This is a genomic window from Ruegeria intermedia (assembly GCF_900129345.1).
Classification (GTDB): domain Bacteria; phylum Pseudomonadota; class Alphaproteobacteria; order Rhodobacterales; family Rhodobacteraceae; genus Ruegeria; species Ruegeria intermedia.
The window spans coordinates 31,565-50,374 of sequence record NZ_FQVK01000013.1 but is presented as its reverse complement, the minus strand read 5'-3'; the positions used below and the strand labels follow the sequence as shown (position 1 = coordinate 50,374).

At 64.3% G+C, this 18,810-nt stretch carries 18 protein-coding genes and 1 riboswitch; of the genes, 10 read left to right on the top strand and 8 right to left on the bottom strand.

All coding sequences use genetic code 11. The annotated features are described in order from the left end of the window. Positions 1-54: 54 nt before the first annotated feature. On the bottom strand, positions 55-1,209 hold the full coding sequence (gene ftsY, locus F3H26_RS10785) for a signal recognition particle-docking protein FtsY (RefSeq protein ID WP_149776063.1): 1,155 nt from the start codon (positions 1,207-1,209) through the stop codon (positions 55-57). Positions 1,210-1,266: 57 nt separating this feature from the next. Continuing rightward, the gene (locus tag F3H26_RS10780; RefSeq protein ID WP_149776062.1) at positions 1,267-1,902 is read right to left on the bottom strand and encodes a lysoplasmalogenase; all 636 of its coding nucleotides are present in this window, start codon (positions 1,900-1,902) and stop codon (positions 1,267-1,269) included. 138 nt (positions 1,903-2,040) lie between these two features. On the opposite strand from F3H26_RS10780, the gene F3H26_RS10775 reads away from it, so the two are divergent. Further along, a complete protein-coding gene (locus F3H26_RS10775; RefSeq protein WP_149776061.1) occupies positions 2,041-2,433 on the top strand; it encodes a hypothetical protein in 393 nt (130 codons plus the stop codon). Between the two features lie 12 nt (positions 2,434-2,445). On the opposite strand, the gene xseA is transcribed toward F3H26_RS10775, so the two are convergent. After that, positions 2,446-3,939, bottom strand: a complete 1,494-nt coding sequence (gene xseA, locus F3H26_RS10770) for an exodeoxyribonuclease VII large subunit (protein ID WP_149776060.1) — start codon at positions 3,937-3,939, stop codon at positions 2,446-2,448. Positions 3,940-4,013: 74 nt separating this feature from the next. On the opposite strand from xseA, the gene purD reads away from it, so the two are divergent. Further along, a complete protein-coding gene (purD, locus tag F3H26_RS10765; protein WP_149776059.1) occupies positions 4,014-5,276 on the top strand; it encodes a phosphoribosylamine--glycine ligase in 1,263 nt (420 codons plus the stop codon). 89 nt (positions 5,277-5,365) lie between these two features. Here the strand turns inward: purD and F3H26_RS10760 are convergent, their stop codons facing one another. Together F3H26_RS10760 and F3H26_RS10755 are read right to left on the bottom strand one after the other, a co-directional pair. Next, positions 5,366-6,112 carry an FG-GAP repeat domain-containing protein gene (locus tag F3H26_RS10760; protein WP_394349772.1) on the bottom strand — a complete coding sequence of 249 codons (747 nt, stop codon included), beginning with the start codon at positions 6,110-6,112 and terminating at the stop codon, positions 5,366-5,368. Between the two features lie 32 nt (positions 6,113-6,144). Further along, positions 6,145-6,468 (bottom strand): 2Fe-2S iron-sulfur cluster-binding protein, encoded by a 324-nt coding sequence (locus F3H26_RS10755; RefSeq protein ID WP_149776058.1) that lies wholly within the window; start codon positions 6,466-6,468, stop codon positions 6,145-6,147. A 126-nt stretch (positions 6,469-6,594) separates the two neighbouring features. Between F3H26_RS10755 and F3H26_RS10750 the strand changes: the two genes are divergently transcribed. Together F3H26_RS10750 and F3H26_RS10745 are read left to right on the top strand one after the other, a co-directional pair. Further along, the gene (locus tag F3H26_RS10750) at positions 6,595-6,981 is read left to right on the top strand and encodes an OB-fold nucleic acid binding domain-containing protein (protein ID WP_149776057.1); all 387 of its coding nucleotides are present in this window, start codon (positions 6,595-6,597) and stop codon (positions 6,979-6,981) included. Positions 6,982-7,021: 40 nt separating this feature from the next. Further along, positions 7,022-7,837 (top strand): DUF2189 domain-containing protein, encoded by an 816-nt coding sequence (locus F3H26_RS10745; protein ID WP_149776056.1) that lies wholly within the window; start codon positions 7,022-7,024, stop codon positions 7,835-7,837. A 159-nt stretch (positions 7,838-7,996) separates the two neighbouring features. Here the strand turns inward: F3H26_RS10745 and F3H26_RS10740 are convergent, their stop codons facing one another. Beyond that, entirely contained in the window at positions 7,997-8,473 is a 477-nt protein-coding gene (locus F3H26_RS10740) for a hypothetical protein (protein WP_188127745.1), read from the bottom strand. A gap of 127 nt (positions 8,474-8,600) precedes the next feature. After that, positions 8,601-9,299 (bottom strand): glutathione S-transferase N-terminal domain-containing protein, encoded by a 699-nt coding sequence (locus F3H26_RS10735; protein ID WP_149776054.1) that lies wholly within the window; start codon positions 9,297-9,299, stop codon positions 8,601-8,603. A gap of 108 nt (positions 9,300-9,407) precedes the next feature. Then, positions 9,408-9,485, top strand: a riboswitch (SAM riboswitch). A 64-nt stretch (positions 9,486-9,549) separates the two neighbouring features. Here F3H26_RS10735 and metZ point away from each other — a divergent pair. The 5 genes from metZ to F3H26_RS10710 all read left to right on the top strand — a co-directional run bounded on the left by metZ (position 9,550) and on the right by F3H26_RS10710 (position 15,879). Then, positions 9,550-10,740: an O-succinylhomoserine sulfhydrylase gene (metZ, locus tag F3H26_RS10730; protein ID WP_149776053.1), complete on the top strand. Its 1,191-nt coding sequence runs from the start codon at positions 9,550-9,552 to the stop codon at positions 10,738-10,740. Between the two features lie 151 nt (positions 10,741-10,891). Further along, entirely contained in the window at positions 10,892-11,995 is a 1,104-nt protein-coding gene (gene folE2, locus F3H26_RS10725) for a GTP cyclohydrolase FolE2 (protein ID WP_149776052.1), read from the top strand. A gap of 278 nt (positions 11,996-12,273) precedes the next feature. After that, positions 12,274-12,798, top strand: coding sequence for a hypothetical protein (locus F3H26_RS10720; protein ID WP_149776051.1), 525 nt, complete (start codon positions 12,274-12,276; stop codon positions 12,796-12,798). 52 nt (positions 12,799-12,850) lie between these two features. Next, a complete protein-coding gene (locus F3H26_RS10715) occupies positions 12,851-14,299 on the top strand; it encodes a TrkH family potassium uptake protein (protein WP_149776126.1) in 1,449 nt (482 codons plus the stop codon). Next, complete coding sequence (locus F3H26_RS10710; RefSeq protein WP_149776050.1) at positions 14,299-15,879, top strand: thiamine pyrophosphate-binding protein; 1,581 nt, start codon at positions 14,299-14,301, stop codon at positions 15,877-15,879. Before F3H26_RS10715 ends, F3H26_RS10710 begins: the two co-directional genes overlap by 1 nt. 56 nt (positions 15,880-15,935) lie before the next feature. Here the strand turns inward: F3H26_RS10710 and F3H26_RS10705 are convergent, their stop codons facing one another. Next, positions 15,936-17,675 (bottom strand): serine protease, encoded by a 1,740-nt coding sequence (locus F3H26_RS10705; protein WP_149776049.1) that lies wholly within the window; start codon positions 17,673-17,675, stop codon positions 15,936-15,938. 205 nt (positions 17,676-17,880) lie between these two features. On the opposite strand from F3H26_RS10705, the gene F3H26_RS10700 reads away from it, so the two are divergent. Next, positions 17,881-18,810, top strand: coding sequence for a glycine--tRNA ligase subunit alpha (locus F3H26_RS10700; protein ID WP_005982253.1), 930 nt, complete (start codon positions 17,881-17,883; stop codon positions 18,808-18,810).

Below are 18,810 nucleotides of genomic sequence, written 5' to 3'. Positions count from 1 at the left end.
GGCTGGGGGTTTTCCACCCCCAGACCCCCGAGGATATTTGGGGCCAGATGAAGGTCAGTTGCTGTCGAGGCCGGTCAGGGCGGCGGCGAATTCCTCGGGGTCGAATGGGGCGAGATCGTCGATCTGTTCGCCGACGCCGATTGCGTGGATCGGCATGCCGAACTTGTCGGCCAGCGCCACCAGAACGCCGCCCTTGGCGGTGCCGTCGAGCTTGGTCATCACGAGGCCCGAGACATCGGCCAACTTGCGGAAGGTTTCCACCTGGCTGAGCGCGTTCTGGCCGGTGGTGGCATCGAGCACCAGGAGCGTGTTGTGCGGGGCGGTTTCGTCGATCTTGCGGATGACGCGGACGATCTTGGCCAGTTCCTCCATCAGGTCGGCGCGGTTCTGCAGGCGGCCGGCAGTGTCGATCATCAGCAGGTCGGCGCCGTCGGCCTGCGCCTTGGTCAGGGCGTCGAAGGCCAGCGAAGCGGGGTCGGAGCCTTCGGGCGCGGTCAGGACTGGAACTCCGGCGCGGTCGCCCCAGACCTGCAGCTGTTCCACGGCGGCGGCGCGGAAGGTGTCGCCCGCGGCGATGACCACCTTTTTGCCGGCCGCCTTGAACTGGCTGGCCAGCTTTCCGATCGTCGTGGTCTTGCCAGACCCGTTGACGCCCACCACCAGCACCACCTGCGGGCGCTTGGGGTAGAGGGGCATCGGTTTGGCGACCGGCTCCATCACGCGGGCGATTTCCTGCGCCAGCAGTTGCTTGATTTCCTGGGTCGAGAGTTTGCGGCCATAGCGCCCCTCGGCCATGTTGGCGGTGACGCGCAGGGCGGTGTCGACACCCATGTCCGACGCGATCAGCAGTTCCTCGAGCTGTTCGAGCATGTCGTCGTCCAGCGTGCGGCGCGCCACCGGCCCGGAATCGCCGCGACCGAAGAGACGCCCGATCAGGCCTTTGGATTGTGCCTGTTCCGGCAGTTCCGGCGGAGGCGGGGCGGGCGTTGGGTCGGCCGGCTCGGGTGATGGTGTCTCGACCGGCTGCGGTGTGGGCGCGGGTTCGGGGATTTCCGGAACGGGTTGCGGCTCGGGCTCGGGCTGGGGGATGACCGGGTCGGGGGTGGGGGCGGTTTCTTCGCCGCCGTCCTCGACGATTGCCTCAAGCCCCTGTTCGAGGCGGGACGAGGATTTGAACAGCCGGTCCTTGAGCTTGGTAAAAAACGCCATCTTGGTCTCCGCAGGTGTTCCCTTCACCTAATGCGGATTGGCGGCAGTTGCAAAGGGTCAGGTGAAGGCCAGGAAAAAGCCGAACTGCGCGCCCCAGTAGAGTGGCCAGACCAGATAGGGCGTCAGCCGCAGGGCCGGGTGGCCGGGCGGCAGCAGGAACCTTTCGGTCGCCAGGATCAGGTCCGAGGCGATGAAGGTCATCGCGGCCGGCAGTGCCCATCGCAGCGTTCCGGCCTCGGGCAGGGCCAGAACGGTGATGCCCATGCCCAGAATGATCGGGATATAGGCCAGGACCGGTCCGCGCAGATCACCGGCCCGAGGGGCCAGCAGCGTGGCCATCACGATGCCCAGAATGACCAGCGTCCAGGCGTATCCGGGTTTGTCCAGGATCAGGGCGGTGTCGCTTGACGGATGGGTCAGGAACAGGGCGATGTAAACCAGATGTCCGGCGGCGAACGCCCCGATGCCGGCCATGAAGGTGCCGATGGTTTCGCGCGACAGAAGGGCGTCGCCCAAGGCGCAGAGAGACAGCGCGAGGATCAGAAGCAGAGGTCCGGACTGCACCGCGGCCTCGACCGCCAACAGGGCGACGCTTGCGGTTTTCAGCGCCGTGCGCAGCAGGCTGGCCGGACGGGCCGTCAGGGCCAGGTAGGCCAGGGCACAGGCCAGCGCTGCGAGTACGAGGATGGTCATCTTTGGCCTCCGGGTTGCACCAGCACCGGCAAGTGTCGCCGCAAGCGGGGCAAATGCTCAACCCGTAACGTGGGGGCATGGCATGCGGTAGCCAAACGGGCGATGGCACAGGGCGGCGGCATCTGCCAGAATGCGACCATGTTCATGCGAACGGCGATTCTGTTTTCCGTGCTGGCCCCGTCGGTCGTGGCCCAGCCCTTGTCGGGCGCAGAATTCGATGCCTACACCCAGGGCAAGACCCTGTTTTACGGGTTCGATGGCGTTGCCTACGGGGTCGAGCGGTACCTGCCGGACCGGCGGGTGATCTGGTCATTTCTGGATGGCGACTGCAAGCAGGGCGTCTGGTACGAACAGGACGGCCAGATCTGTTTCGTCTACGAAGATCGCCCGGACCCGCAATGCTGGGTCTTTACGCAATCGGGGGGCGGGCTGGTCGCCCAGTTCGAAGGCGACCCCGAGGCAACCGAGCTGTATGAAGCGGGCGACATCGACGAAGAGATGGTCTGTCATGGCCCGGATGTCGGGGTCTGATCGCTCGGGTCTCTAGAACAGCGACCCTTGATCCGGGGCTGGCGGCTTGGACGGTTTTTTGGCGGCTGAGGCCGTTCCGGACAGCGGTGCGGTTTTCAGTTTTCCATCGGCGAACTCGATGGTCAGAGTGGCGTGTTTGCCGGCCTGTGCCTTTGTGGTGACCACGCCGCTGTCGGCATGCACAACGGCATAGCCGCGTTGAAGTGTGGCCTTGTAGCTGAGCGTCTCGCGCAACCGGTCGGTCGCATCCAGTTGCTGGCGGAGCCGGTCCACCCGCAGGGTCTGCGCGGCCGCCATGCGCTGGGCCAGTTGGTTGACTCGGTCGCGCTGCTGCTGGATGTCGCGTTGGATCGGGCGGATCGACAGGCGCGAGGACAGGTTGCGCAGCGTGTCCTGCCGCGCGGCCACGAGGTTGCGCAACGTTGACGGGCGCAGGTGCCCGGACAGTTCCACCACCTGCAGGCGGCGGTTCTGCACACCGCGTTGCAACGCAGGGGCCAGACGATCGGCAATCAGGTCCAGTCGCTGGCGCGGCCCGTCCAGCAGGGTCTCGGGGCGCGGCAGGGCGCGCGACAGATCGCGCAGGCGTTGCGCCCGGCGCTGTACCGCGTCGGTGGCCGCGCGGGACAGGCGCGCGCCCTGTTCGCCGGTCCAGGCCAGCAGTTCCATGCGCACGGGCACGGCCAGTTCGGCGGCGGCGGTGGGGGTGGGCGCGCGGCGGTCCGAGACATAGTCGATCAACGTGGTATCGGTTTCGTGCCCCACCGCCGAGATCAGCGGGATCTCGGACGCGGCGGCGGCGCGGGCCACGATTTCCTCGTTGAATCCCCACAGATCCTCGATCGAGCCGCCGCCGCGGGCGACGATGATCAGGTCGGGGCGAGGCAACGCGCCGCCGGGTGTCAGGCGGTTGAAACCCTGGATGGCGTTGGCGACCTCGGACGCGCAATTGGCGCCCTGCACGGCCACGGGCCAGATCAGAACCTTGCGCGGGAATCGGTCGCGCAGGCGGTGCAGGATGTCGCGGATCACCGCGCCCGAGGGCGAGGTGACGACGCCGATGATCCGCGGCAGAAAGGGCAGGGGCTTTTTGCGCTCGGGCGCGAACAGGCCCTCGGATTCGAGCTGTTTCTTGCGTTTTTCCAGCAGCGCCATCAGCGCGCCCTGACCGGCTACGGCCACCTCGTCGACGTTCAGGTTGTATTTCGACTGCGCGCCAAATGCGGTGAGGCGGCCCGTGACGACGACTTCGAGCCCCTCTTCCGGCACCACCGACAGGCCCGCGATCTGGCCTTTCCAGGTGGTGCAGGCCAGCACGTTCCGGTCGTCCTTGATGTCATAGTACAAGTGCCCCGAGCGCGCCTTGAACACACGCCCGACCTCGCCCCGTACGCGGATTCGGCCAAATGTGCCTTCCAGCGTGCGTTTCACCTCGCCCGAGATCTCGGACACGGTGTATTCGGGGGTATTCTGGCCGGGAATCGGATCGTCAAGCAGGTCGGACATTTCAGCGCCTTGTTTCGATTGCCCGCGCAGCTTAGAACGCCGCGCAGGCAAGGCCAAGCAGATCGGAGACTTTCATGAACATCCTCATTCTCGGCAGCGGCGGGCGCGAACACAGCCTGGCCTGGGCGGTGATGCAGAACCCCAAATGCGACCGCCTGATCGTGGCGCCGGGCAATGCCGGGATCGCGCAGATCGCCGATTGCGCGGCATTGGATATCGAGAATGGCGGCGCGGTGGTCAGCTTCGCCGAGGAAAACGCGATCGATTTCGTGATCATCGGCCCCGAGGCGCCCTTGGCCGCTGGGGTGGCCGACCGGCTGCGCGAGGCGGGCATTCTGGTGTTTGGCCCCTCGGCCGAGGCGGCGCGGCTGGAGGCCTCGAAGAGCTTCACCAAGGAAATCTGCGATGCGGCCGGTGCGCCCACTGCCGCCTATGCCCGGTTTACCGAGGCCGAGCCGGCCAAGGCCTATATCCGCCAGCAGGGTGCGCCGATCGTGGTCAAGGCCGACGGTCTGGCCGCGGGCAAGGGCGTGATCGTGGCGATGGACGAGGCGACCGCGCTGGAGGCCGTGGACGACATGTTCGGCGGCGCCTTCGGCGGGGCCGGGGCCGAGGTGGTGATCGAGGAGTTCATGGACGGTGAAGAGGCCTCGCTGTTCGTGCTGTGTGACGGTGAGAGCATCCTGTCGGTCGGCACCGCGCAGGACCACAAGCGCGTGGGCGAGGGCGATACCGGCCTGAACACTGGCGGCATGGGTGCCTATTCTCCGGCACCGGTTCTGAGCCCCGAGGTCGAGGCACGTGCGATGGATGAGATCGTGCGCCCGACGATGGCCGAGATGGCCCGGCGCGGCACGCCGTTCCAGGGGGTGCTGTATGCCGGTCTGATGATCAAGGACGGTCAGCCGAGGCTGGTGGAATACAACGTGCGCTTTGGCGACCCGGAATGTCAGGTGCTGATGATGCGGCTGGGGGCGCAGGCGCTGGACCTGATGCATGCGGCGGCCGAGGGACGACTGGGCGAGGCGCGGGTCAACTGGGCCGACGATCACGCCTTGACCGTGGTGATGGCCGCGCAGGGCTATCCTGGGGCGTATGAAAAAGGCAGCGTGATCAACGGGATGGATGACTTGCCCGAGGACGGCAACCACATGGTTTTTCACGCGGGCACCAAAGCGCAGGACGGGCTGATTGTGGCCGCAGGGGGCCGGGTTCTGAACGTGACGGCGCGTGGAGCGACACTGCACGAGGCGCGGGACAACGCTTATGCGATGGTCGAGGCCATCGATTGGCCGGGCGGCTTCTATCGCCGCGATATCGGGTGGCGGGCGCTTTGACCGCTTGAGGGCCTGCGGGGAAAGGGGGCTTTGCCCCCTCGGCCTGCGGCCTCACCCCCAGGATATTTGAGGCCAGATGAAGCGTGCGGTCAGCAGGTGAGCGCGCGTGCGAGGGAATTGTCGTCGGTCAGCGGGCCGAGGTCTCGGGTGCGCCAGCCGTCTTCGTGGTGGATGGCGATGATCCGCTGCCAGTCGGCGCTGGCGACGATCAACTCAGGCTGGCCGTCGCAGGTGCGAAGGCCGCCCGAGATGAAATCGTCGCCGATCCGGTGGTTGGTCAGGCCGGGGAGCGCGGAAATTTCCGACAGTTGGCCGCCGGCAAGGCGCCAGATTCGCAGGATTTTGGCCAAGTGGGGGCGATCAACATAGGCGATTTCGATATGTCCGTCGCCGTCGAGGTCAGCTGCGCTGACCGGGGCCAGCCAGCGGAAACGGGTGCCGATATGCGGTGTCGCCGCCATGCGGCCGTGCGGGCCGTAGATGGCAAGGCGCGCGCCGTGCTGCGCGTCGCTCTCCACCGTGATGACTTCGGGAAGCCCGTCGCCTGTGACGTCGACCACCCGCGGCGCGAGGTCTTCGAAGACGAGATGATCGGGCAACGTGAAGATGCGGCGCGTGCCGCCTGAAAGAGTGAGTTCAATCGACCCCCATTCGATCCGGTCGCCCAGAACGCCGTGGGGATAGCGGGTGGTCGGATCGGTGTAGCGGGCGGTCGCTATGGTTTCGGCGGCCAAGGCAGGACCCGCCAGCCACAGGCTCGCAACCATCAGCGCGCCGCGCACGCGGCATGGCCAAAAGCGCACCGCCGGACGCGGCGACTTGAATCCGCAGCGCATGCCGCCGGACGAGCGGGGCATGCGCCGTCGCATCAGATCTGCTTTTCCGGCATCTGCACGATCAGCCCGTCCAGTTCGTCCGTCACCTTGATCTGGCAGGTCAGGCGCGAACGGGCCGGGTCGGGCTCGTAGGCGAAATCCAGCATGTCCTCTTCCATGTCGTCCTTGGCGGGCAGTTTCTCGACCCAGTCGGGGTGGACATAGACATGGCAGGTCGAGCAGGCGCAGGCGCCGCCGCAATCGGCTTCGATGCCGGGAATGTTGTTGTCGCGGGCGCCTTCCATCACGGTCAGGCCGTTGGCGACTTCGACGGTATGCTCGGTGCCGCCGTGCTCGATGTAAGTGATCTTTGCCATTGCTCGCGTCTTCCTTTTGCGATGTTCCGCATCTTCCTAATCAAGCCATCTAGGCGTTTCCAGCCTCATTTGCGACTCGGCGTGGCGCGTCTGGACATTCCTGACAGATGTTCTATTTTTGTTCTCATGATCGTCGCCCCGGCATCCCCCACGGTTTCAGGCCAGGACTGGCCGCGCCCGCCCGCCTGCCTGCCCGCCAGCCGGCTGCAGGAACCGCCCGAGGGCGCGCGGGTGACGGTGGCGGGGCTGGTGATCCTGCGGCAGAGGCCGGGGACGGCCAAGGGGGTGATCTTCGTCACGCTCGAGGACGAGACCGGCATCGTGAACGTCATCGTCTGGCGCAAGATCTATGAACGGTTCCGCCGGGCGGTGATCTCGGGGCGGTTGCTGCGTGTCACCGGCCGGATGCAGCGGGCCCATTCGGTGACCCATGTGATCGCGGAAGAGATCGAGGACATCTCGGGGATGCTGGATCTGCTGGTGCGAGGCGATGGGCAGGCCGGCTTGCCCTGATGCCTGACCTGATGCAAACTTTTCCGTGGAGGAGTTTGTCATGGCATCCAAAGCCGAAGCGTCCACGCCGGGCAATCCGGCGCCGCAGCAGGGGACTGCGCCCAAGGTCAACAAGGTCACGGTGGATGATATCAAGGCGTCGCTGAAGGCGGGGTTTTCCGACTTTCTGGCACGCCCGGTCATGAGCGGCTTTTTCGGCCTGTTCTATGCGCTGTTCGGTATCCTGTTCGTGTGGGCCCTGGTCTGGCTGGGCGCGGTCTGGATGGTCATCCCCGCCGCGGTCGGGTTTCCGCTGGTCGCGCCCTTTGCCGCCGCCGGGCTGTATGAAATGTCGCGCCGGATGCAGAAGGGCGAAGACTTCGGCTGGCGTGACATCCTCGCCGTCATGGCCAATCAGCGCAAGCGCGAGATGGGTTGGATGGCCTTTGTCACCCTGTTCATTTGCTGGGTGTGGTTCTATCAGTTCCGGACCGTGATGGTGATCGTCCTGCAGCATTCCTCCTTCTCGGATCTGCAGGGGTTCCTGCACACCGTGTTCTTCACGCCCGAGGGCTGGATCTTTCTTGCGATCGGCACCTGCGTCGGCGCGTTTCTGTCGGCGGTGCTGTTCTCGGTGACGGTCGTCGCCATGCCCCTGCTGCTTGACCGCGAGGTCGATTTCATCACCGCCATGCTCACGTCCCTTCGGGTGGTCCGGGAAAACCCGGTGGTCATGCTGGGCTGGGCGGCGATCATCGTGGTCACCATGCTGCTGTCGCTGGTCCCGGCCTTTGTGGGCCTGATCTTTACCCTGCCGATCCTTGGGCACACCACCTGGCATCTGTATCAGCGGGCCGTGCAGCCGGTGGACGGGTGATCGTTGGGCAGTTTCGAGGCAATGCAATGAACTACGCAAGCGTGGGCCCGATTGGTGATTTCTCGAAAGGGGTGCATCTGTTGACGTGGGGAGAAAACAGCCGAAGGAAATCTTTGGCTTGCCCGTAACCAGAGGGGTTACACCCTGAAATTGACCAATCTAGGACAGCCCACGCGCAGTTGTGGGCACTTGCGGAAGAGACCAGATCAATTCAACGCCCCATGCCTTGGCCGCCGCCGCCTCATCCAAAACGGGGATGCCATAGTTCTTCGGTCTCCATTTTTCGGCATTGAAATTTTTCCACTCCGATTGTTCTTCGGCCCAACGATGCAGGTGGGTTTCACATTCATACCGGAGGTTTTCGTCCTTTGGACGTGGGTCAGTGGAAAGCACGAATGTTTCCAACCCCAGATCGCCCCAGTCTTTTGCATGGTTCGCATAAGGGCCTACGCGCCGAGCCCGAGAGCCCGAGCCTTTTTTCATGCTGCGCATCCAACTCGCAGCATTGCCGTGGCGAGCCCAAATGTTCTTTGAAATTCCAATACGAATTCCTCGAACTGGCCAGACGATCTCGCAATAAACACCATAGGCTTTGGGAAGTTTTTCGCGTGGGCTGGCTCCTTGGTGCCAATCCATGTTGAATTCGATGCCGTGAATTCTCATTGTGCAATTTGAATGCGTGTAAACGTTGCTGAGGATTAAATTTGAGTTTCACTCCAACATAGTCAATGCCTGATTTCCATTCTTATCTCTCCAATCTCTGTCACCTCTTGAACAAAACTCCCTGCGCCTCTTTGCTGCGGTGATCGCCGCGCAGTTCGGCGTGCAAGGGCTGCCCCGCCTGCACGCCGGGACGGGCGGCCATGGCCTCGAGCCACCGGGCCATGTGGGGTTTGTCCTCCAGCGTCTGCTGCTGGCCCTCCCACAGGCTGGCCCAGGGCCAGATCGCCATGTCGGCGATGGAGTAGAAGTCTCCGGCGACGTATTCGTGTTCCGCCAGCCGCCGGTCCAGCACGCCATAAAGACGGGCGACCTCGGTGCGGTAGCGGTCCTTGGCATAGGGGATGTCCTGCGGCGGGTCGAAGAAGGGCGCGTATTTCAGGAAATGATGCGCCTGTCCCGCCATCGGGCCGACGCCGCCCATCTGCCACATCAGCCATTCCTCGACCGCGATCCGCTGGCGCTCGGTATCGCCGTAGAACCGCCCGGTCTTGCGCGCAAGATACATCAGGATCGCGCCGCTTTCGAAGATCGAGACCGGCGCGCCGTCGGGGCCGTCGGGGTCGATGATGGTGGGCATCTTGTTGTTGGGGGCGATCTTGAGGAACTTCGGGTCGTACTGGTCGCCCTTGCCGATGTCGATCAGGTTAACGGTGTAGGGCAGTCCCATCTCCTCGAGCGCGATGGAGATTTTCCAGCCGTTCGGCGTGGGCCAGTAGTAAAGCTCGATCGGGTCCGCCATCGTGTCCTCCGTGGTCTGGGGATGATCTTGAGGCATTTGCGGCGAACGGCAAGGGGAAGACGGCGGTTCAGGTCTTGACGCAACGGGATACGGGACATATGGGCAACGCAGGAACCACGTGGCGATTTGTTACCGGATTGCGGGCCACGCTAAACAACACCGCTAAAAGGTCAGGATGAAAGCCCCCTTTCGCTTGACCGCGATTGGGGTTTTTTCTTTGCCCTCGGGTTCCGGGGCGGAAAGGGACGAGATGAGCGACAGCTGGAGCAAGCGCACCAAGGCCGTGCATGGTGGCATCCGCCGCAGTCAATACAAAGAGGTGAGCGAGGCGATCTTCCTGACACAGGGTTTCGTTTACGACACCGCCGAACAGGCCGAGGCGCGGTTCATCGAATCCGGGCCCGACGAGTTCATCTATGCCCGTTACGGCAACCCCACCGTGTCGATGTTCGAGCAGCGCATCGCTGCGCTGGAAGGGGCCGAGGACGCATTCGCCACCGCATCCGGCATGGCGGCGGTGAACGGGGCGCTGACCTCGATGCTCAAGGCCGGGGACCACGTGGTTTCGGCCAAGGCGCTGTTCGGGTCGTGCCTGTATATCCTGGAGAATATCCTGACCCGCTATGGTGTCGAGGTGACTTTCGTCGATGGCACCGATCTGGACCAGTGGAAGGCGGCGATTCGGCCCGACACCAAGGCGGTGTTCTTCGAATCCATGTCCAACCCGACGCTCGAGGTCATCGACATCGAGGCCGTGGCCGAGCTGGCCCACGCGGTGGGGGCCACGGTGATCGTCGACAATGTTTTCTCGACCCCGGTGTTCTCGCAAGCGATCGCGCAGGGCGCCGACGTGGTGGTCTATTCGGCGACCAAGCATATCGACGGGCAGGGCCGTGCGCTGGGCGGGGTGATCCTTGGTGGCAAGGAGTTCATCCGCGGCACGGTGGAGCCCTACCTGAAACACACCGGCGGCGCGCTGAGCCCCTTCAACGCCTGGGTCATGCTCAAGGGGCTGGAAACGTTGGCGCTGCGGGTCAATGCCCAGGCCGAGACGGCGCAAAAGCTGGCCGAAGCGCTGGAAGGCCACGAAACGCTGGAGCGGATCATGTATCCGGGTCTGAAATCTCATGCCCAGAACGCCTTGGTGCAAAGGCAACTGGGGGGCAAGGGCGGTACGGTCCTGTCGCTGGACATCAGGGGGGGCAAGGACGCGGCCTTCCGGTTCCTGAACGCGCTGACGATCCCGGTGATCTCGAACAATCTGGGCGATGCCAAGTCCATCGCAACCCATCCGGCGACGACCACGCACCAGCGGCTGAGCGATGCCCAGAAAGACGAATTGGGCATCACGCCGGGTCTGATCCGCTTTTCCGTCGGGCTCGAGGATGCCGACGATCTGCTGGCGGATATCCGGCAGGCGCTCGCGGCCGCTGCGGCCTGACGGCGCCCCGGCGAAAAGGGCGCAATCCGTTCGGAAACGGCGGTTTTGCGGTGGTTTTTTCAATCCGGGCTGCTATCTCACCCGTATCGGGTTAGACTGAGGCTTTCGCCGCGGTCAAAGATGGCCTGACGACACTGAGGATACGCAGCCGATGAACATTCATTCGCGCGACATGGACGAAAAACCGGATCGGGACGCGGCCGCCGAGGCTCTCAAGGTCCTGCGGAAATGGGCAAAAGGCGCAAGCGCGGCCGAGATCAGCCAGCTTGACCCAGCCGTGGCGCGCTTGGTGCCAGGGTTGATGCCGGACAACTACCCTTCGATGTCACGTGAATACCCCGAAGACTTCAAAGTCGACGAAGCCTACAAGGCTGCGTTGCCCGATCTCCAGAACGGCCCGTCCAGCCTGATCCGGGGTGCGAAACAGCAAATCCAGCACGTGGGCATCTCGAATTTCCGCCTGCCGATCCGCTTCCACAGCAAGAACGGTCCGGACCTGACGCTGGAAACCTCGGTCACGGGCACCGTCAGCCTGGAGGCCGAGAAAAAGGGCATCAACATGTCCCGGATCATGCGGTCCTTCTACAAACATGCCGAGCGTACGTTCAGTTTCGAGGTCATGGAAGCCGCGCTGAGCGACTATCTGACCGATCTCGACAGTTTCGACGCGCGGCTGCAGATGCGCTTTTCCTATCCCGAACGGGTCAAGAGCCTGCGATCGGGGCTGGAAGGATATCAGTATTACGACATCGCGCTTGAACTGGTCGAACAAGGCGGCGTGCGTCAGAAGATCATGCATCTCGACTATGTCTATTCCTCGACCTGTCCCTGTTCGCTGGAGCTCAGCGAACACGCCCGGTCGGTTCGGGGGCAGCTGGCGACGCCGCATTCGCAACGGTCGGTGGCGCGGGTCTCGGTCGTCGTCGACAGTGACGCCGATTGCTTGTGGTTCGAAGACCTGATCGCCTTGTGCCGCCGGGCCGTGCCTACCGAAACCCAGGTGATGGTCAAGCGCGAGGATGAGCAGGCCTTTGCCGAACTGAATGCCGCCAATCCGATTTTCGTCGAGGATGCCGCGCGTCTGTTCTGCGCGGAATTGCAGGCCAATCATCATGTGGGTGACTTCCGGGTGATCGCCAGCCATCAGGAAAGCCTGCACAGCCATGATGCGGTCTCGATCCTGACCGAAGGCCCGACTTTCGCCGCATCCAGCCTGGATCCGCGCCTGTTTTCGACGCTGTTCCACGTGGGGTGATCGGCGCAAGCTGCTGAAAAAATGCGCGGGATTTGACCGCTCAGCGCCTTTTCGCCGCATCGCAGCAGATTCTGCTGCGGCTGCGGCATTTCCGCGGTATCATTCTCTTGAATGCAGCATCGGCGCATCCGCACGGCTGGGTGCGCCATCCCGAAAGGAAGCCGAGACGTGCATCGCCTTGGACTGCACCCCGCCTCTGATCGCCCGATGGTTCGGTGCGGCAAGGGGTTTTGCCCCTCAGGTTTCCGGCTGCTTCGCATTTACAGGAGAGACATGTAATGAATCCGATTGCCCATCAGCTTGAGCTTCAAGCCGCTGCCATGCGCCTGGCGGGCCAAGTCGTGTCCAGCCAAATGAAGATTGTGGAACTTTTCGCCCGTTCAGCATTCGCGCTTCCGCAGGGCGCGCAGGCCGATGCGTCCGCAGCAAAGCCCGCCGCCCGGAAACCCGCACGCCAAACCAAACCCAAGCCGGTTGCCAGGGCAGAAAATGCCAAACCCGCGCCGAAAACCCGCACGCGGAAAGCGGCGAAGCCGGCTGTGGCTGTACGGTCGACCCCCAAGGCCGCCTCAAAGGCGCCCGTCCGGCCACCAGTGTCCAAACAGGCGGAACCTGCGCAGTCCAAGTCGGAAAAGAAACGAGCGAAACCTGCGTCGATGGTTCAGCCAGCCATGGCATCCGGACCTGCCGCCGGGACGAAGACGGCCGCGGCAACCCCATCCGCCAAGCCGGCGCCGCGCCGGACTCGAGCGCCGTCCAAGCCGCCGGCGATGCCTGAGCCAAAGGTCACAACCAAGGACTGATCGCGGGTCTTGCGCTTGACAGTTCCGGGTGGGCGCGCCAACCCTGCGCGCCATGATGGATCTTCGCCCTGTCGGATATGTGATTGGATTGCTGGTCGCCATTCTCGGGGCGACCATGGCGCTGCCCATGCTTGCCGACATCATCGAAGGCAGGGGCGAATGGACCGTTTTCTTTGAAAGCGGGATCATCACGATTCTGACAGGAACCGTTCTGGCCATGAGCTGCGCCAACGGCGTGGGCGAGGGGCTGACGATCCGTCAGACCTTTCTTCTGACCACTTCGGTCTGGATCGCGCTGCCTCTGTTCGGCGCGATCCCCTTCATCTTCGGCGCGACCGAACTGCGCTTCGTGGACGCCTATTTCGAGGCGATGTCCGGCCTGACCACCACCGGCTCGACCGTCATTTCCGGGCTGGACGACCTGCCGCGCGGATTGCTGTTGTGGCGCGGAATCCTGCAGTGGCTGGGCGGGATCGGCATCATCGTCGTCGCCATGGTGTTCCTGCCCGAGCTCAAGGTCGGCGGGATGCAGATCTTCCGCTCGGAAGGGTTCGAGACCATGGGAAAGATCCTGCCCCGCGCGCAGGAGATCGCGGGACAGATTTCTCTGATCTACGTCTTTCTGACCTTTGTCTGCGGTCTGGTCTATGCCGGGTTGGGGATGAGTTTCTTTGACGCGCTGGTGCATGCGTTGACGACGATATCGACCGGCGGGTTTTCGAACTATGACGCCTCTTTTGGCACCTTTTCGGGGCCTGCGGAATATGCGGCATCCGTTTTCATGATCCTCGCGGCGCTGCCCTTCGTGCGCTATGTGCAATTCGTGAACGGCCGGACCACCTCGTTGTGGGAGGACAGCCAGATCCGCGTTTTCCTGGCCACGATTGCCGTGCTGGTGGTGGTGATGGCGGTGTTCCTGACTTCGGTCTTTCCGCATCATTGGGAACAGGCGGTGCGCGAGTCGCTGTTCAACATCACCTCGATCATTTCTGGCACCGGCTATGCCAGCGTCGACTACATGGCCTGGGGCAGTTTTCCGATCATGATGTTCTTCATGATCGGGCTGATCGGCGGATGTGCGGGCTCGACCGCCTGTTCGATCAAGGTGTTCCGGTATCAGCTGCTGTTTGCCTCGATCAAGGCGCAGATTCAGCGCATCCGGTCACCGCATGGGGTGTTCATCCCCAAATATGACGGCCGCCCGATCAGCCGCGACGTGCTGACCTCGGTCATGAGCTTTTTCATGTTCTTCGCCCTGTCGCTGGGCGGGCTGTCATGGGCACTGGCGCTGACCGGGTTGGATTTCATCACCGCCGTCTCGGGCGCGGCCACGGCGCTGGCCAATGTCGGCCCCGGACTGGGCGATCAGATCGGCCCGGCCGGAAACTTTGCCGGGCTGAACGACACGGCCAAGTGGCTGCTGACCTTCGGCATGCTGACCGGGCGGCTGGAATTGATGGCCGTCTATGTCCTGTTCACCATAAGGTTCTGGAGGGGCTGATGAAAAGATCACTGGGCGCGCAGATTTCCCACATGCTCAGGGATCGGGGGGTCGAGGTCATCTTCGGCATTCCCGGCGTGCACAATCAGGAAATGTATCGCGGGATCGAAGAGGCGGGCATTGCCCATATCCTTGCCCGGCACGAACAGGGTGCCGGCTTCATGGCTGACGGCTATGCGCGTGCCACGGGCAAGCCGGGCGTGGCCTATGTGATCACCGGTCCGGGCCTGTGCAATATCCTGACACCGATGGGGCAGGGGTATACGGATTCGGTGCCGATGCTGGTTCTGTCCTCGTGCCTGGACGAAGCCCAGGCCCGGCGAGGCCAGTTGCACCAGATGAAGGATCAGCGCGCCGCCGCGGGCTGCGTGGCCGACTGGTCGTGCCAGGCCAACGACGCGCAAGCGGCCTATGGTCTGATCGAACGCGCCTTCGAGGAATTCGCGCTGCAGCGTCCGCGTCCCAAGCATATCCAGGTGCCGATCGGCCGGCTCGAGGCCGAGGCCGACCCCGCGCCGTTTCCCAACCAGGACGCGCAGCGGATGCGTGCGCTGGCGCCCGACATCGCCCCGGTCCTGTCGCTGCTGAACATCGCGCGCCGGCCTTTGTTCATTTTGGGGGGCGGTGCGCGGTCGAACCTGTGGCGCCAGATCCTGACCAATCTGGGCGCGGCCTGTTTCACCACCTATGCCGGCCGGGGGCTGGTCGGCACGGGATACGCGCTGGATTTCGGCGCCATGTTGCCGCGTCCGGGCAGCGCCGAGGTCATCGGGTCCGCCGATCTGGTGATTGCGGTCGGGGCCGAGTTGGGAGAGGTGGATCTGTGGCGCGATGATCTGGGCCACAAGGCAACGCTGGTGCGGGTCGATCTGGACCCCGAGGTGCTGTCGGATCGCCACCGGGCCGCGGTCAAGCTGCAGGCCGATGCCGAGAGCTTTGCGCAGGCCCTTTGGGCCGCCACCGAGGCCGCCAAGCCCGCAACCGGCTGGAGCCCCGACGAGGTGGCCGAGGCGCGTGCGCGCTGGCGGGCCGAGGTCGATGCCGAGCGCCCGGGTATCGTGCCCGTGGCCGATGCCCTGCGCGCGGCGATGCCGGCCGACACGATGATCTATTCCGACATGACCCAGTTCGCCTATGCGGCGAAAGAGGTCTGGGACATGGCCTTCCCGCGCCACTGGCATCATCCGACCGGGTTCGGAACCCTGGGCTATGCCTTGCCGGCGGGGATCGGCGGTGCGGTGGCGCGGCGCGGCAAGCCGACCGCGGTGATCGCGGGGGACTATGGCTTTCACTACACGATGCAGGAACTGGGCGTTGCGGTGGAACTGGGCCTGTCGCTGCCGATCATCCTGTGGGACAACGGCAAGCTGAAAGAGATCGAGGACAGCATGGTCAGCAGCCAGATTGCCCCCAACGCCGTGGTGGCGCGCAACCCCGATTTCTGCAAGTTGGCCGAGGCGTTCGGTGCCTTGTCGGCGGCACTGGCGTCATTGTCCGACATGCAGGATGCGGTGCGGGCGGCCTTTGACGCGCCGCGGCCCACGCTGATTCATGTGACGCCCGATATCCTGAACGGTTGACCGCAAAGGGCGCCGCATGAAATTGCGGCGCCCTCGGTCGGTTCACAAGGCCTGGATCAGTCCCAGCAATTCACCAGAACCGTCATGCCGGTCGCGCGTCGGTTCAGCTCGTCCGGCGAGACCTGTCCGGTTTCCTGCGCGGGCTGTGCCGTGGCGCCTGCTTTTGACAACAGGTCATGCAGGCGCGCGGCCGCGGCGGCCAGGCTGACATCGCGGGGCAGGGTGCGGCCTTCGGTCCGGGTGGGCAGCAACAGGCCCACCACATTGCCGTGATCGTCAAAGACCGGCCCGCCGGCGTCCCCCGGTTGCGCCGCAAGGCTCAGGCGGGTCACGCCGGACTCGCCGTTCAGGCCGCGCAGGTCGGCGACCTTGCCAAATGTCAGCGTCGGGGCACCCAGCGCGCCTTCATAGGAATACCCGGCGACGGCCACCTCGGACTGCAGTCGCGGCGGCGCGTCGTTCAGGGCTGCCACGGCCATCGGCGCCAGATCGCGTGCCGGTCGCAGAACCGCCACGCCCAGGTCGGGATCGCTGTGGGCCAGTTCCAGGTCCTGATCATCATCCAGAGTGATGCGGCCGCAGTTCTGGACGGCCTCGGCCACGGTCAGGACCAGCCCGCTGGGGTCGGCAAAGAAGCCCGACCGCGACAGGCGCGGCTTGCGGATGCGCAGGCCTGACATCAAATCGACGCTCTGGCTGGCCGTCACACCGGCGGACGAGTCCAGCACCGCGTCCAGCGGGGCAAAGCCGTTGGTCATGGCGGACAGAACGCGCGACCGGCGGGCCTCGTCCCCCTCGGGCCAGACTAGGGTGAAACCCTTGATTCGGCCATCCTTCAACTCGGCCTGGGTATGGGACACGATCCCGTTGCCGCGGCCTTCGATCGAGAAGCGGTTGCCACGGATCTCGCGCGGGCCGTTGAGCGGGACGATTTCCAGCGACTGCATCACCTCGTAGAGGGCGCGCAGCGTGTTCCTGTCGCCCTCCTGGCTGATCAACAACACGCGGGCGTCCAGATCGCCCGTGGGGTTGAAATGGGCGAACGGCGCCTCGTACCGGTCAAAGGCCACGACACCCAGCGGCAGGTCCATCGAGATCCCGGCGCGGTCATCGACATGGCGCTGCATGCCGACGCTGATGAGCGGCGCATCGTAGTCATCCATCAGCACCTTGCGCTGTGCGGTGGTCAGAACGCCGGTGGGCTCGAACCCGTTGAACCGCTGCCAGTCGGCCATCGACCGGCGAGTGCCCTGTCCGAATGCGCCGTCGATCGTGGCGTTGTAGAATCCGGCGGCCTGCAGGGCGGTCTGCAGGTCCTTGCGCTCCTGCGCGCTCAGTCGCCGTTCGGATTGCAGAGCCTGGGCGCGGGTTTCGTCCGACGCTTGCAGGGTCAGGCCGGCCTGAGGCTGTTCGGGTTCGGGCTGGACGGGGGCCGTGATGGCGCCCCGGTTCAGGACATTCGCGCCGATGGGCCAGAATTGCTGTCCCAGCGCGGTGGAAAAGGTGATGAAACTGTCCGACGGGATCTGACGCTCGGCGCGATAGACGCGCAGAACCTGTTCGGCATCCGCACGCAGATAGGGGCCGATCACGATGGCGTACCAGCCGCTGTTCAGGCGAAACCCGTTCACGTCGGGCAGGGCGCCGGCATAGGCCTGGGCGCGTTCCTGCGCCTCGCGCAGCGAGGGCTGCGCCTCGATCTGAACCCAGACGCCGGGGTCGGCGCCTTGCTGAGCGATCGCGGCCCGCAGGCCGAAAGAAATCGTGAAAAGAAATGCAACTAGAATACGTGTCATTTTCTGCCCGTTTGTGCGGTGTCCTGGCTGTGGAACAGATTACGCGATTCACGCCGGCGAAAGCCATGGCCCGGCCACGGGGAATTTCCAGTGTGGCGGCACAGTGACAGCCAGCGGCCATTGGCCCGTTGACGCCCTCTGGCCCCTTGCATAGGAAGGGCCAAACCGACCGGAACCGGGCACATCCGCGCCCAAAGGGAATGTCATGACCGAACCGTCCAGCGCACCACGTTCATTTCAGGAAATCATCCTGCGGCTTCAAAACTACTGGGCCTCGAAGGGCTGCGCCATTCTGCAGCCCTATGACATGGAGGTCGGAGCCGGCACCTTCCACCCTGCAACCACCTTGCGCGCACTGGGCGCCAAGCCTTGGGCCGCGGCCTATGTGCAGCCCTCGCGCCGCCCGACCGACGGCCGCTATGGCGAAAACCCCAACCGTCTGCAGCATTATTACCAGTACCAGGTGCTGATCAAACCCAGCCCGCCGGACCTGCAAGAGCTGTATCTGGGCAGCCTTCAGGCCATCGGCATCGACATGGACCTGCACGACATCCGGTTCGTCGAGGATGACTGGGAAAGCCCGACATTGGGCGCATGGGGCCTGGGCTGGGAGGTCTGGTGCGACGGCATGGAAGTCAGCCAGTTCACCTATTTCCAGCAGGTCGGCGGCCATGACTGTGCGCCGGTCTCGGGCGAATTGACCTATGGGCTGGAGCGTCTGGCGATGTATGTGCTGGGCATCGACCACGTGATGGACATGCCCTTCAACGATCCGCAATCGCCGATCCCGCTGACCTATGGCGACATCTTCAAGCAGACCGAGGAAGAATACGCCCGCTGGAATTTCGACGTGGCCAATACCGAGGTTCTGCTGCGCCATTTCGAGGAGGCCGAGGCCGAATGCGCCGCGATCCTGAGCCAGGAGCATGTGGACCCCAAGACGGGCAAGCGCATCATCATGGCGCATCCCGCCTATGACCAGTGCATCAAGGCCAGCCATATCTTCAACCTGCTGGACGCGCGCGGCGTGATCTCGGTGACGGAACGGCAGGCCTATATCGGGCGGGTGCGGGCGCTGGCCAAGCAATGTGCCGATGCCTTCGTGCAGACCGAGGCGGCCGGGTACCAGGCCTGA